This window comes from Peteryoungia rhizophila, assembly GCF_004912145.1.
GTDB lineage: Bacteria > Pseudomonadota > Alphaproteobacteria > Rhizobiales > Rhizobiaceae > Allorhizobium > Allorhizobium rhizophilum.
On the sequence record NZ_STGT01000003.1, the window covers coordinates 401000 to 415740 of the forward strand.

The 14741-nt window shown below is 60.0% G+C and carries 8 protein-coding genes; 1 reads left to right on the forward strand and 7 read right to left on the reverse strand.

Annotation, left to right across the window (positions count from 1 at the left end; translation table 11 throughout):
- Positions 1-255: 255 nt before the first annotated feature.
- The 4 genes from tuf to rpsL form a co-directional block, all read right to left on the reverse strand.
- Entirely contained in the window at positions 256-1431 is a 1176-nt protein-coding gene (gene tuf / locus E9677_RS13060) for an elongation factor Tu (RefSeq protein WP_136558518.1), read from the reverse strand.
- Positions 1432-1503: 72 nt separating this feature from the next.
- Positions 1504-3603, reverse strand: a complete 2100-nt coding sequence (gene fusA / locus E9677_RS13065; RefSeq protein WP_136558519.1) for an elongation factor G — start codon at positions 3601-3603, stop codon at positions 1504-1506.
- A gap of 32 nt (positions 3604-3635) precedes the next feature.
- Positions 3636-4106 (reverse strand): 30S ribosomal protein S7, encoded by a 471-nt coding sequence (rpsG, locus tag E9677_RS13070; protein ID WP_076395909.1) that lies wholly within the window; start codon positions 4104-4106, stop codon positions 3636-3638.
- Positions 4107-4191: 85 nt separating this feature from the next.
- Entirely contained in the window at positions 4192-4563 is a 372-nt protein-coding gene (rpsL, locus tag E9677_RS13075; RefSeq protein ID WP_003507760.1) for a 30S ribosomal protein S12, read from the reverse strand.
- A gap of 509 nt (positions 4564-5072) precedes the next feature.
- Here rpsL and E9677_RS13080 point away from each other — a divergent pair.
- Positions 5073-5366, forward strand: coding sequence for a transcriptional regulator (locus E9677_RS13080; RefSeq protein WP_136558520.1), 294 nt, complete (start codon positions 5073-5075; stop codon positions 5364-5366).
- A 201-nt stretch (positions 5367-5567) separates the two neighbouring features.
- On the opposite strand, the gene rpoC is transcribed toward E9677_RS13080, so the two are convergent.
- The 3 genes from rpoC to rplL form a co-directional block, all read right to left on the reverse strand.
- The gene (gene rpoC / locus E9677_RS13085; protein ID WP_136558521.1) at positions 5568-9779 is read right to left on the reverse strand and encodes a DNA-directed RNA polymerase subunit beta'; all 4212 of its coding nucleotides are present in this window, start codon (positions 9777-9779) and stop codon (positions 5568-5570) included.
- A gap of 198 nt (positions 9780-9977) precedes the next feature.
- Positions 9978-14111 (reverse strand): DNA-directed RNA polymerase subunit beta, encoded by a 4134-nt coding sequence (rpoB, locus tag E9677_RS13090; RefSeq protein WP_136558522.1) that lies wholly within the window; start codon positions 14109-14111, stop codon positions 9978-9980.
- 248 nt (positions 14112-14359) lie between these two features.
- A complete protein-coding gene (rplL, locus tag E9677_RS13095; protein ID WP_136558523.1) occupies positions 14360-14734 on the reverse strand; it encodes a 50S ribosomal protein L7/L12 in 375 nt (124 codons plus the stop codon).
- Positions 14735-14741 lie beyond the last annotated feature (7 nt).

Below are 14741 nucleotides of genomic sequence, written 5' to 3' on the forward strand. Positions count from 1 at the left end.
TAGTCATAAGGAGCCCTGCCGAACTCGACCCGTCACCAGGCCTTAGAATCTGCAGCGCTAAAAACCGTACGGAGCAAATCACCGTACGATTCTGATCGTGGCCGGCGACATACACCGCAATCGGCCTTTCGTCAATGCGCCCGACCGGACGAATTGGCGACATGCGCGCTGTCTGCATGACTGACTTGCACCAACCTGCAGACGGAAACGAAAAGCGGCCCCGGGCACTGAGCCCGAGGCCGCTCATTCAGTGGCTTACTCGATGATCGAGGCGACGATGCCGGCGCCGACGGTGCGGCCGCCTTCGCGGATCGCGAAGCGCAGCTTTTCTTCCATCGCGATCGGAACGATCAGCTCAACCTGAACCGTGACGTTGTCGCCCGGCATAACCATTTCCGTGCCTTCCGGAAGCGACACGATGCCGGTCACGTCCGTCGTGCGGAAGTAGAACTGCGGACGATAGTTGGTGAAGAACGGCGTATGACGGCCGCCTTCTTCCTTCGTCAGGATGTAGGCTTCTGCCATGAACTTCTTGTGCGGCTTGACCGAACCCGGCTTGCAGAGAACCTGGCCACGCTCGACGTCGTCGCGCTGGATACCACGGACGAGCGCGCCAATGTTGTCGCCGGCCTGGCCCTGATCGAGCAGCTTGCGGAACATTTCAACGCCGGTAACCGTCGTCTTCTTGGTGTCGCGGATGCCGACGAATTCGACTTCTTCGCCAACCTTGACGATACCACGCTCGACGCGGCCGGTCACAACCGTACCACGGCCAGAGATCGAGAACACGTCTTCGATCGGCATCAGGAAGGGCTGGTCGATCGGGCGCTCAGGCGTCGGGATGTAGGCGTCGACGGCAGCCATCAGCTCGCGAACGGCGTCTTCGCCGATCTTCTTGTCGCTGTCGTTGAGGGCGGCCAGAGCCGAACCCTTGACGAACGGGATGTCGTCGCCGGGGAAGTCGTAGGACGACAGGAGTTCGCGAACTTCGAGTTCGACGAGTTCCAGAAGTTCTGCGTCGTCGACCTGGTCGACCTTGTTCAGGAACACGACGATCGCGGGAACGCCAACCTGACGGGCGAGCAGGATGTGCTCGCGGGTCTGCGGCATCGGGCCGTCGGCAGCCGAGCAAACCAGGATCGCGCCGTCCATCTGCGCAGCACCGGTGATCATGTTCTTGACGTAGTCGGCGTGGCCGGGGCAGTCGACGTGGGCGTAGTGACGGTTGGCCGTCTCATACTCGACGTGGGCCGTCGAGATGGTGATGCCACGGGCCTTTTCTTCCGGAGCGGCGTCGATCTGATCGTAGGCCTTGAATTCACCGAAGTACTTGGTGATCGCTGCCGTCAGAGACGTCTTGCCGTGGTCGACGTGGCCGATCGTGCCGATGTTGACGTGCGGCTTGTTGCGCTCAAACTTACTCTTTGCCATTTTCGGCTCTCCATTTTCTGGTCCCCGTCAGGGGAAATTCACAAATTCAATTGGACGGGCGGGGTATCCCGGTCACTTCTGACCGGAATACTTTGCCTGGATTTCAGCAGCCACGTTCGACGGAACCGGTGCGTAGTGATCGAAGGTCATCGAGTACTGTGCACGGCCCTGCGACATGGAGCGCAGGTTATCGACATACTTGAACATGTTGGCGAGCGGGACGTGAGCGTTGATCACGATCGCAATGCCGCGCTGTTCCTGGCCCTGGATCTGACCACGACGCGAGTTCAGGTCGCCGATAACGTCACCGACGTAATCTTCCGGCGTCACGACTTCGACCTTCATCATCGGCTCGAGCAGCTGTGCGCCAGCCTTCTTGGCTGCTTCGCGGAAGCAGGCACGCGAGGCGATTTCGAAGGCGAGAACCGAGGAGTCGACGTCGTGGAAGGCACCATCGATGAGGGTGGCCTTGACGCCGAGCATCGGGAAGCCTGCGAGCGGACCCGAAGACAGAACGCTTTCGATACCCTTCTGAACACCCGGGATGTATTCCTTCGGAACAGCACCGCCGACGATCTTGGATTCGAACTTGAAGTCTTCGCCATCCGGGTTCGGTTCGAAGACGAGCTTGACGCGCGCGAACTGGCCGGTACCACCGGACTGCTTCTTGTGCGTGTAGTCTTCTTCGTGCGTCTTCGTGATGGTTTCGCGGTAGGCAACCTGCGGAGCACCGACGGTGGCTTCGACCTTGAACTCGCGACGCATGCGGTCAACGAGAATGTCGAGGTGAAGTTCACCCATGCCAGCGATGATGGTCTGGCCGGATTCCTGGTCGGTCTTGACGCGGAAAGACGGGTCTTCGGCAGCGAGGCGATTGAGCGCGAGGCCCATCTTTTCCTGGTCGCCCTTGGACTTCGGCTCGATCGCGATCTGGATGACCGGCTCCGGGAATTCCATGCGCTCGAGGATAACCGGCTTCAGGGGATCGCAGAGCGTGTCACCCGTCGTGGTTTCCTTGAGGCCGGCGAGAGCCACGATGTCGCCCGAGAAGGCTTCTTCGATGTCTTCACGGCTGTTCGAGTGCATCTGTAGCATGCGGCCGACGCGCTCGCGCTTGTCCTTGACCGTGTTCAGGACCGACACACCCTTTTCGAGCTTGCCGGAATAGATACGGGCGAAGGTGAGCGAACCGACGAAGGGGTCGTTCATGATCTTGAACGCGAGCATTGCGAGCGGTTCGCTGTCGTCAGCATGACGCTCGATTTCGGCTTCGGTCTTGAAGTCGATGCCCTTGATCGCAGGAATGTCGAGCGGCGACGGCAGGTATTCGACAACGGCGTCGAGCAGCGGCTGTACGCCCTTGTTCTTGAAAGCCGTACCGCAGAACATCGGGTGGAACTTGACGTCGATGGTGCCGCGGCGAACCAGGGCACGGATCTTGTCGTTGTCCGGCATGATGCCGTTCAGGTAGTCTTCCATCGCCTGTTCGTCGATCTCGACAACCGTCTCGATCATCTTCTCGCGATATTCTTCGGCCTTTTCCTTCAGGTCTTCCGGGATCTCGACGACATCCCAGGCAGCGCCGAGGGACTCATCGCGCCAGACGAGCGCGTTCATCTCGATCAGGTCGACAACGCCCTTGAACTCGGTTTCTGCACCGATCGGGAGCTGCATGACAACAGCGGTGGCGCCAAGACGGGTCTTGATCATTTCTACCGAGCGGTAGAAGTCAGCACCAGTCTTGTCCATCTTGTTGCAGAAGATCATCCGCGGGACGTTGTACTTTTCAGCCTGACGCCAGACGGTTTCGGTCTGCGGCTCAACACCAGCATTGGCGTCGAGAAGAGCGATCGCACCGTCGAGAACGCGCAGCGAACGTTCGACTTCGATGGTGAAGTCGACGTGGCCGGGGGTGTCGATGATGTTGAAGCGGCGCATCTTGCCGTCGCGACCCTTCCAGAAGGTCGTGGTGGCAGCAGAGGTGATCGTGATGCCACGCTCCTGCTCCTGCTCCATCCAGTCCATGGTGGCTGCGCCGTCATGAACTTCGCCGATCTTGTGAGACTTACCGGTGTAGTAGAGGATGCGTTCGGTGGTCGTTGTCTTGCCGGCGTCGATGTGCGCCATGATACCGAAGTTGCGGTAGTCTTCGATTTTATATTCGCGAGCCATAACGGACTGCCTTTCAATATTTAATCGGTGGATTACCAGCGGTAATGCGAGAAGGCGCGGTTTGCATCGGCCATCTTGTGGGTGTCTTCGCGCTTCTTCACGGCGCTACCGCGGTTGTTGGCGGCGTCCATGAGTTCGCCCGACAGACGATCGACCATGGTGGTCTCGTTGCGCTTGCGGGCAGCAGTGATAAGCCAACGGATGGCGAGAGCCTGGCGGCGCTCCGGACGAACATCGACCGGGACCTGGTAGGTTGCACCACCAACGCGGCGCGAACGGACTTCAACATGCGGCGCGACATTGTCGAGCGCCTGATGGAAGATCGCGATCGGCTCAGCCTTGGCCTTGTTCTGAACGACGTCGAAGGCACCGTAGACGATGCTTTCAGCGACCGACTTCTTGCCGTGAAGCATGATGGCGTTCATGAACTTGGTGACGACGAGATCGCCGAACTTCGGGTCCGGATTGATCTCACGCTTTTCTGCACTATGGCGACGGGACATACTATTTGTCTCTCAACGGTTGGGACGCTTTAGAACGCGGAGAACCTCGCGCAGCGCCGGTATCTGATTGATGAAGTGCCGAAGCTTACTTCGGACGCTTCGCACCGTACTTCGAACGACGCTGCTTGCGGTTCTTGACGCCCTGGGTGTCGAGAACGCCGCGGATGATGTGGTAACGAACGCCTGGCAAGTCCTTTACGCGGCCGCCACGGATCATGACGACAGAGTGTTCCTGCAGGTTGTGACCTTCACCCGGAATGTAGCCGATGACTTCGAAGCCATTGGTCAGGCGGATCTTGGCGACCTTACGGAGAGCCGAGTTCGGCTTCTTCGGGGTCGTCGTGTAAACGCGGGTGCAAACGCCGCGCTTCTGCGGGTTTTCCTGCAGAGCAGGAACCTTATTGCGCTTTACCTGTGCCTGACGCGGCTTGCGGATCAGCTGGTTTACGGTAGGCATATACCCATCCCTTGCAAAATCTAGTCTAAAGCCCTTTCAGGCCCTGGTGGTTTGCCGTTTCCGGCGGCGGCCGCACAGTTTTCTTCATGCGCAAAATGTGGCCCGACCCGTTTTCGCGGATGGACCACAAAAGACAGAGGACGCACTACGAGAGTGCGTCGTGCGAGCAGCATTTTTGTCGTCAACGTGCGTTTGGAGACCTGTTTGAGACGAACTTCAGGACGCGTCGTCCCGAACAACCCGGTCTCACATGGGCTCCGATGGCCGGGGTACTACTGTTTTCCCCCCTTAACGTCAAGTCACATCTGACAATTAATGCCCTCTGGACCCTGCCAGGCCGGGTGTCTCGGCGTTTCGACACGGGAAAATGGGGACCCGGAGACGATTTGGCTTGGCTTGCGGCGGGAAACTTCTAGATAGGTAGAGAAGAAGGGTCAACTGCCCTGCCCGGCTGGTCGAATCGGCCAAGGCCAAAGAATCGATCCGCCACAACAGGAAGACCAGGCGCCATGATCACCAGTCCCGACAACGACAACAACCGCGACGAGCCGATGGTGTTCATCGTTATCGCCAAGGCATACGACACCGAGGGCGGGCAACCGATCGACCTGCATGTCATGCTGACGGCCCCGGACGACGATACCGCTGTCAGGCTGACGCTGAACGCCCTTTCGGAAGAAGGCTTCCTGGAAGCAGACCTCGACCAGATCGGCATGATCACTGGCGCACCGGACGAAGAACCGCATGCCTCGGCCTATCAGGGCGCGCTCGAAGGCGAAGTGGCGATCATCCGCTTCGCCTGAGATTGAGCGTACAGAGCTTTCAATGCAAAGGCCGGTCTCTGACCGGCCTTTTTCGTTGTGCGCTCCAGGGTCCCCGCTCGTGTCTCGACTCCACGTCCCAGCGCCCGGCGACCCGCTCCCCAATATGCGGTCCCAAAGAATGAGAAAGGCCGCCCTGATTGCTCCGGGCGGCCCTTTGATCGTGTTGAACCCTGGCGCCGATTACTCGGCGGCCGGAGCGCTTTCGCCGGCGAGGTTCTGCAGCATCGGGGTCGCAACGTCTGCGCCCGTGCCCTTCTTGCGTTCCTCGAGAATGAGGTCGTCGCGAGATGTGGCGATGCGGCGGATCTGCGTCATGGTACCACCGGTACCGGCCGGGATCAGGCGGCCGACGATGACGTTTTCCTTCAGGCCCTGCAGCGTGTCAGTCTTGCCGGCGATCGCAGCTTCCGTGAGAACCTTGGTGGTTTCCTGGAAGGATGCGGCCGAGATGAACGACGGCGTCTGCAGCGAGGCCTTGGTGATGCCGAGCAGGACCGGATCGCCGTATGCCGGCTTCTTGCCCTCTTCGACCAGGCGGTCGTTGTTGTCGTCGAGCTCGATGCGGTCGACATTGTCACCGACGATGTAGTGGCTGTCGCCCGAGTCCGTGATCTCGACCTTCTGCAGCATCTGGCGAACGATCACCTCGATGTGCTTGTCGTTGATCACAACGCCCTGCAGACGGTAGACTTCCTGGATTTCGTTGACGAGGTACGAGGCGAGTGCCTCGACGCCCTTGATCGCCAGGATGTCGTGCGGAGCCGGGTTACCGTCGAGGATGTAATCACCCTTTTCGATGTAGTCGCCTTCCTGAAGGTGGAAGGGCTTGCCCTTCGGGATCAGGTATTCGACAGGCTCGACACCATCTTCAGCCGGTTCGATGATGACGCGACGCTTGTTCTTGTAGTCGCGGCCGAGGCGGATCGTACCATCGATCTCAGCGATGATGGCATGGTCCTTCGGACGACGAGCTTCGAACAGTTCGGCAACACGCGGCAGACCACCGGTGATGTCCTTGGTCTTGGCGCTTTCCAGCGGCGAACGTGCAAGCACGTCACCCTGAGAGACCTTCTGACCAGGCTCGACTGACAGGATGGCCTCGACGGACAGGTGGAAGCGAGCTTCGCCACCACGAGCGACCTTGAGGACATTGCCGCTCGCGTCCTTGATGACGATCGCAGGCTTCAGGTCGGCACCACGCGGTGTCGAACGCCAGTCGATGACCTGACGCTTGGTGATGCCGGTGGATTCGTCGGTGGCTTCGAGCACGGAGAGACCGTCGACGACGTCCTCGAAATGCACGATACCTTCGACTTCCGTCATCATCGGGCGTGTGTACGGATCCCACTCGGCCAGACGCTGGCCGCGCTTCACCTTGTCACCGTCATCCACGAAGACCTTCGAACCGTAGGCGATACGCTGCGAGGAGCGCTCGATGCCACGTTCGTCGAGGATCATCACGGCCATGCTGCGGCCCATGGCGATCAACGTGCCATCGGAATTGCGCAGCATGTTGCGGTTCTTGATCTGCACCGTGCCTTCATACGAAGCTTCCAGGAACGACTGGTCGACCACGGTCGCGGTACCGCCCAAGTGGAAGGTACGCATGGTCAGCTGGGTACCCGGCTCACCGATCGACTGTGCCGCGATGACGCCGACGGCTTCGCCCATGTTGACAGGCGTACCACGGGCCAGATCTCGGCCGTAGCAGATCGAGCAGACGCCCGTCTGAACTTCGCAGGTCAGTGCAGAGCGGATGCGGATCGACTGGATGCCAGCCTTCTCGATTTCCACGACAGCCGGCTCGAGGATCATCTGACCGGCATCGACGATGCGCTCACCCGTGATCGGATGATCGATATCATCAAGTGCCGTACGGCCGAGGACGCGGGCGCCGATGGAGGCCACGACCTGACCGGCATCGACGATCGCCGTCATGGTGAGGCCCTTGTCGGTGCCGCAATCCACGAGGTTGACGATGCAATCCTGGGCCACGTCGACGAGACGACGGGTCAGGTAGCCGGAGTTCGCGGTCTTCAGAGCGGTGTCTGCGAGACCCTTACGGGCACCGTGGGTCGAGTTGAAGTACTCGTTAACGGTCAGGCCTTCCTTGAAGTTCGAGATGATCGGCGTCTCGATGATTTCACCCGACGGCTTGGCCATGAGGCCACGCATGCCGCCCAGCTGGCGCATCTGGTTCGGTGAACCACGGGCGCCCGAGTGGGACATCATGTAGATGGCGTTCATCTGCTTCTGGCGACCCGTTTCCGGATCGAACTCGACGGCCTTAATGCGGGCCATCATGTCCTCAGCGACCTTTTCGGTTGCCTTGCCCCAGGCGTCGACGACCTTGTTGTACTTTTCGCCCTGAGTGATCAGGCCGTCATTGTACTGCTGCTCATATTCCTTGACCAGCGTTTCGGTGTCGCCGACGATCTTCGCCTTGGTTTCCGGGATGATCATGTCGTCCTTGCCGAACGAAATGCCAGCCTTGCAGGCGTGGGTGAAGCCGAGCTGCATGATGCGGTCGCAGAAGATGACCGTGTCCTTCTGGCCGCAATGGCGGTAGACCGTGTCGATCATCTTGGAGATGTTCTTCTTGGTCATTTCCTGGTTGCAGGTCTCGAAGGGCACGTTGACGTTCTTCGGCAGAAGCTCGCCGATGATCATGCGGCCAGGCGTCGTCTCATAGATCTTCGAAACCGGCTTGCCTTCGGCATCGACGGTCTTGAAGCGGCCACGGATCTTGGCGTGCAGCGTGACGACCTTGTTCTCCAGCGCATGGTGCAGTTCGCCCATGTCGGAGAAGGCCATGCCTTCGCCCGGCTCGTTCTGGTTCTGGATCGACAGATAGTAGAGGCCGAGAACCATGTCCTGCGACGGAACGATGATCGGTGCACCGTTGGCCGGGTGCAGGATGTTGTTCGTCGACATCATCAGAACGCGGGCTTCGAGCTGGGCTTCCAGCGACAGCGGCACGTGAACAGCCATCTGGTCGCCGTCGAAGTCGGCGTTGAAGGCCGTGCAGACGAGCGGGTGCAGCTGGATGGCCTTGCCTTCGACCAGGATCGGTTCGAAGGCCTGGATGCCCAGGCGGTGCAGCGTCGGTGCGCGGTTCAGGAGAACCGGATGCTCGCGGATGACCTCGTCGAGGATATCCCAGACTTCCGGCTTTTCCTTTTCAACCAGCTTCTTGGCCTGCTTGACGGTCGAGGAGTAACCCTTGGCGTCGAGGCGGGCGTAGATGAACGGCTTGAACAGTTCGAGCGCCATCTTCTTCGGCAGGCCGCACTGGTGCAGCTTCAGTTCCGGACCTGTTACGATGACCGAACGGCCGGAATAGTCGACGCGCTTGCCGAGAAGGTTCTGGCGGAAGCGGCCCTGCTTGCCCTTGAGCATGTCGGAGAGCGACTTCAGCGGACGCTTGTTGGCACCGGTGATGACGCGGCCACGACGGCCGTTGTCGAAGAGCGCGTCCACAGATTCCTGCAGCATGCGCTTTTCGTTGCGGATGATGATGCCCGGAGCGCGCAGTTCGATCAGGCGCTTCAGACGGTTGTTACGGTTGATGACGCGACGATACAGATCGTTCAGGTCGGACGTCGCGAAACGGCCGCCGTCCAGCGGAACCAGCGGACGCAGGTCCGGCGGGATCACCGGCACGACCTTCATGATCATCCATTCCGGACGGTTGCCGCTCTCCATGAAGTTCTCGACGATCTTCAGGCGCTTCATCAGCTTCTTCTGCTTCAGTTCCGACGTGGTTTCGGCCAGGTCGGAGCGCAGATCGCCAGCGATCTTCTCGAGGTTCATCGAGGCCAGCATTTCGAAGATGGCTTCAGCGCCGATCATGGCAGTGAACTGGTCTTCGCCGAACTCGTCGACGGCCATCATGTACTCTTCTTCAGAGAGCAGCTGGTTTTCCTTGAGCGAGGTCAGACCCGGCTCGGTCACGATGTAGTTCTCGAAGTAGAGAACGCGCTCAACATCCTTCAGCGTCATGTCGAGCAGGGTCGAGATGCGCGACGGCAGCGACTTCAGGAACCAGATGTGGGCAACGGGCGCTGCGAGCTCGATATGGCCCATGCGCTCACGGCGAACGCGCGACAGCGTGACTTCGACGCCGCACTTTTCGCAGATGATGCCCTTGTACTTCATGCGCTTGTACTTGCCGCACAGGCACTCGTAGTCCTTGATCGGTCCGAAGATACGCGCGCAGAACAGACCGTCACGCTCGGGCTTGAACGTGCGGTAGTTGATGGTTTCCGGCTTCTTGATCTCGCCGTAGGACCACGACAGGATCTTTTCCGGGCTCGCGATCGAGATCCGGATGGAATCGAAGTGCTGAGCTGGCACTGTCGGGTTGAAAAGGTTCATGACCTCTTGGTTCATGCCTGTCTCCTTGATGGGGCTAAAAAGCCCTCGATTGGGTCGCGGTGGCAGCGAATTCCCGGGATGCCGCGCCGGACCCTGAAATGACAATAACCGCGAAATGCGGCGAAACTCCCCTTCCCGTCCCGATATTGGCCTTCGGGGCGGTCTGGGAATGGCGTGCGCGGCCTTGAAGCCTCGCACGCCTTTGTCAAACCGTTATTCGGCGGCGTCCGGCAGCTGACCGTCTTCCGTCAGGAGCTTCGAGTTCTCGAGTTCGACGGATAGGCCCAGAGAGCGCATTTCCTTGACGAGAACGTTGAAGCTCTCCGGAATACCGGCCTCGAAGGTGTCGTCACCACGGACGATCGCTTCATAGACCTTGGTACGGCCGGCCACGTCGTCCGACTTCACCGTCAGCATTTCCTGCAGGGTGTAGGCGGCGCCGTAAGCCTCGAGTGCCCAGACTTCCATTTCCCCGAAGCGCTGACCGCCGAACTGCGCCTTACCACCGAGCGGCTGCTGGGTGACGAGCGAGTAAGGACCGATCGAACGGGCGTGGATCTTGTCGTCGACCAAGTGGTTCAGCTTGATCATGTACATGTAGCCAACGGTGACCTGACGGTCGAAGGCTTCACCGGTACGACCGTCGTACAGGACCGACTGACCCGACGGGTTGAGACCCGCACGCGTGAGCATCGCGGAGACGTCGCTTTCATGCGCACCGTCAAAGACCGGCGTGGCGATGGAAACGCCGCGCTTGGCTTCTTCGGCGAGCTTGACGAGGGCGTCGTCGTCGAAGTGCTTCACTTCGTCATGGGCTTCGGACTCGTAGATCTCCGTCAGTTCCTTGCGCAGATCGGTGATGTCGAGGTGCTTGCGATAGTCCTCAAGCATCTGGCCGATCTTCTTGCCCATGCCGGCGCAAGCCCAGGCAAGGTGGGTTTCGAGGATCTGACCGACGTTCATACGCGAGGGAACGCCGAGCGGGTTCAGAACGATGTCGACATGCGTGCCGTCTTCGAGGAACGGCATGTCCTCGACCGGTACGATGCGCGACACGACGCCCTTGTTGCCGTGACGGCCAGCCATCTTGTCGCCCGGCTGGATCTTGCGCTTCACAGCGACGAAGACCTTGACCATCTTCATGACGCCCGGGGGCATTTCATCGCCGCGCTGGACCTTTTCGACCTTGTCCATGAAGCGCTGTTCAAGACGCGACTTGGATTCGTCGTACTGGCCGCGGAGCGCTTCGAGTTCGCCCTGCACCTTTTCGTCTTCGACTGCAAACATCCACCACTGCGAGCGGGGATATTCGGAGACGATGGCGTTGGTGAGCTCGACGCCCTTCTTGAAGCCCTTCGGACCTGCAATCGAGACCTGGCCACGCAACATGTCGATCAAGCGGCCGTAGACGTTACGGTCGAGGATCGCCTGCTCGTCGTCACGGTCCTTGGCGAGGCGTTCGATTTCCTCGCGCTCGATCGCCATCGCACGTTCGTCCTTCTCAACGCCGTGGCGATTGAAGACGCGAACTTCGACGACGGTCCCGAACGTGCCCGGAGGCATGCGCATCGAGGTGTCACGAACGTCGGAGGCCTTTTCACCGAAGATGGCGCGCAGAAGCTTTTCTTCCGGCGTCATCGGGCTTTCGCCCTTCGGGGTGATCTTGCCGACCAGGATGTCGCCAGGAGCGACTTCCGCACCGATGTAGACGATACCGGCTTCGTCGAGGTTCTTCAGCGCTTCTTCCGAAACGTTCGGAATGTCACGCGTGATTTCTTCCGGACCAAGCTTGGTGTCGCGGGCCATGACTTCGAATTCCTCGATGTGGATCGAGGTGAAGACGTCTTCCGAGACGATGCGCTCCGACATGAGGATCGAGTCCTCATAGTTGTAGCCGTTCCAAGGCATGAACGCGACGAGCGCGTTGCGGCCGAGGGCCAGATCGCCGAGGTCGGTCGACGGACCGTCCGCGATGATGTCGCCCTTGTTCAGGATGTCACCGACGGTGACCAACGGGCGCTGGTTGACGCAAGTGTTCTGGTTCGAACGCTGGAACTTCTGCAGGCGGTAGATATCGACGCCCGACTTCGACGGATCGAGATCTTCCGTGGCGCGGATAACGATACGCGTCGCATCGACCTGGTCGACCACGCCGCCGCGACGGGCACCGATGGCAGCACCGGAGTCACGGGCAACGATCGGCTCCATGCCGGTTCCGACGAACGGGGCTTCGGCACGCAGAAGCGGCACGGCCTGACGCTGCATGTTCGAGCCCATGAGGGCGCGGTTGGCGTCGTCGTTTTCCAGGAACGGGATGAGAGCGGCCGCGACCGAAACCAGCTGCTTCGGCGAGACGTCCATCAGGTTGATGGTGTCGCGCGGGGACAGCATGACTTCGCCAGAGTGACGGCAGACGACGAACTCTTCGACGAACTGGCCATCGGCCGTCAGCTCGGAGTTGGCCTGGGCCACGTAGTACTTGGCTTCTTCCATCGCCGAGAGATAGACGACGTCCATCGTCACCTTACCGTCGATGATCTTGCGGTACGGGCTCTCGATGAAGCCGTACTTGTTGACCCGAGCGAAGGTGGCGAGCGAGTTGATCAGACCGATGTTCGGGCCTTCCGGCGTCTCGATCGGGCAAATACGGCCGTAGTGGGTCGGGTGAACGTCGCGGACTTCGAAGCCGGCGCGCTCGCGGGTCAGACCACCCGGTCCAAGAGCCGAAAGACGGCGCTTGTGGGTGATTTCCGAAAGCGGGTTCACCTGGTCCATGAACTGCGACAGCTGCGAGGAACCGAAGAATTCGCGGACGGCGGCGGCAGCCGGCTTGGCGTTGATCAGGTCCTGCGGCATGACGGTGTCGATTTCGATCGACGACATGCGTTCCTTGATCGCACGCTCCATGCGGAGCAGGCCGAGACGGTACTGGTTTTCCATCAGTTCGCCGACGGAGCGAACGCGACGGTTGCCGAGGTTGTCGATGTCGTCGATCTCGCCCTTGCCGTCGCGCAGTTCGACCAGCATCTTGACCACGGCCAGGATGTCGTCCTTGCGCAGAACGCGGACGGTATCCGGGCAGTCGAGGTCGAGACGCATGTTCATCTTGACGCGGCCAACGGCGGACAGGTCGTAGCGCTCGCTGTCGAAGAACAGCGAGTTGAACATGGCTTCGGCCGAATCCATGGTCGGCGGCTCACCCGGACGCATGACGCGGTAGATGTCGAACAGAGCGTCCTGACGGTTCTCGTTCTTGTCGGCCGACAGCGTGTTGCGGATGTAGGCGCCGACATTGATGTGGTCGATGCCGAGAATCGGAATCTCTTCGAAGCCGGACTCCAGGATCTGCGGGAGCGTCTTCTCGTCGATCTCAGCGCCGGCTTCCATGTAGATTTCACCGGTCGACATGTTGACCAGGTCTTCTGCGAGGTAGTTGCCGAACAGATCTTCGTCGGAAGCCTTGAGGAACTTCAGGCCCTTGTCGGACAGCTGACGCAGCAGGCGCGGGGTGAGCTTCTTGCCACCTTCGACCACGACTTCGCCGCTATCGGCGTCGACAAGGTCGGAGATCGCCTTGGCGCCCTTGAGGGTTTCAGGGTTGAACGGGAAACGCCAGCCCTTGCCGTCACGCTCGTAGAGAGACTTCGAGTAGAAGGTCGACAGGATTTCTTCGCCGTCCATGCCGAGCGCCATCAGCAGCGAAGTCACGGGGATCTTGCGGCGACGGTCGATACGGGCGTGCACGATGTCCTTGGCGTCGAACTCGATGTCGAGCCAGGAACCGCGATACGGGATGACGCGGGCGGCAAACAGAAGCTTGCCCGACGAGTGGCTCTTGCCCTTGTCGTGGTCGAAGAACACGCCCGGCGAACGGTGCATCTGCGAGACGATGACGCGCTCGGTGCCGTTGACGATGAACGTACCGTTGTTCGTCATGAGCGGCATGTCGCCCATGTAGACGGACTGTTCCTTGATGTCCTTGATCGAGCGTGCGCCCGTATCCTCGTCAATATCGAACACGATCAGGCGCAGCGTGACCTTGAGCGGTGCGGCATAGGTCAGGTCGCGCTGACGGCATTCGTCGACGTCGAACTTCGGCTGTTCGAATTCGTAGGACACGAATTCCAGCATCGAGGCACCGGAAAAGTCGGTGATCGGGAATACGGATTTGAAAACGGCATTCAGCCCCTCGTCGGGACGGCCGCCCTGCGGCTCGTCGACCATGAGGAACTGGTCATAAGATGCCTTCTGAACCTCGATGAGGTTCGGCATTTCTGCGACTTCTGGAATTTTTCCGAAAAACTTGCGTACGCGCCTGCGACCGTTAAAGGTAAGGGTCTGAGCCATCGTCGCTCCTTGTCAGTTTGCACCCGGGCCTGCAACAGACGGTGACCGCTGGCCAGGCGGCTCCGTCAATCAATGGATCACTCAATCTCGTCTCGAGATCCGGACGGCCGGCCGGTTTGCCGGGCGCGCGGGTCGAGACCATCCTCTTGAGAACCCATTACCCAGGGACCGTTTTCATACGGTCCCTGGGTAATATGTTCGGAGGAAACCGGCGGGAAAAGGAAACCTTCTCCCGCCGCATTCCGATATTACTTAACGTCGACCTTGGCGCCGGCGTCTTCAAGCTTCTTCTTGAGGTCAGCGGCTTCAGCCTTGGAAACGGCTTCCTTGACAGCCTTCGGAGCGCCTTCGACGAGGTCCTTGGCTTCCTTGAGGCCGAGACCGGTGATGGCGCGGACTTCCTTGATGACGTTGATCTTGTTCGCGCCGGCATCCGTGAGGATGACGTCGAACTCGGTCTTTTCTTCTTCAACAACAGCAGCAGCAGCGCCGCCAGCAGCAGCAACAGCTACCGGTGCAGCAGCCGAAACGCCCCACTTTTCTTCGAGCAGCTTGGAAAGCTCAGCGGCTTCCAGAACGGTCAGCGAGGAGAGGTCGTCAACGATCTTTGCGAGATCAGCCATGATAGTA

Bases quoted from the DNA above. Each gene is read 5' to 3' on its own strand.
- fusA (WP_136558519.1), bottom strand. From the start codon at position 3,603: ATGGCTCGCGAATATAAAATCGAAGACTACCGCAACTTCGGTATCATG.
- rpoC (WP_136558521.1), bottom strand. From the start codon at position 9,779: ATGAACCAAGAGGTCATGAACCTTTTCAACCCGACAGTGCCAGCTCAG.
- rpsG (WP_076395909.1), bottom strand. From the start codon at position 4,106: ATGTCCCGTCGCCATAGTGCAGAAAAGCGTGAGATCAATCCGGACCCG.
- rplL (WP_136558523.1), bottom strand. From the start codon at position 14,734: ATGGCTGATCTCGCAAAGATCGTTGACGACCTCTCCTCGCTGACCGTT.
- E9677_RS13080 (WP_136558520.1), top strand. From the start codon at position 5,073: ATGATCACCAGTCCCGACAACGACAACAACCGCGACGAGCCGATGGTG.
- tuf (WP_136558518.1), bottom strand. From the start codon at position 1,431: ATGGCAAAGAGTAAGTTTGAGCGCAACAAGCCGCACGTCAACATCGGC.
- rpoB (WP_136558522.1), bottom strand. From the start codon at position 14,111: ATGGCTCAGACCCTTACCTTTAACGGTCGCAGGCGCGTACGCAAGTTT.
- rpsL (WP_003507760.1), bottom strand. From the start codon at position 4,563: ATGCCTACCGTAAACCAGCTGATCCGCAAGCCGCGTCAGGCACAGGTA.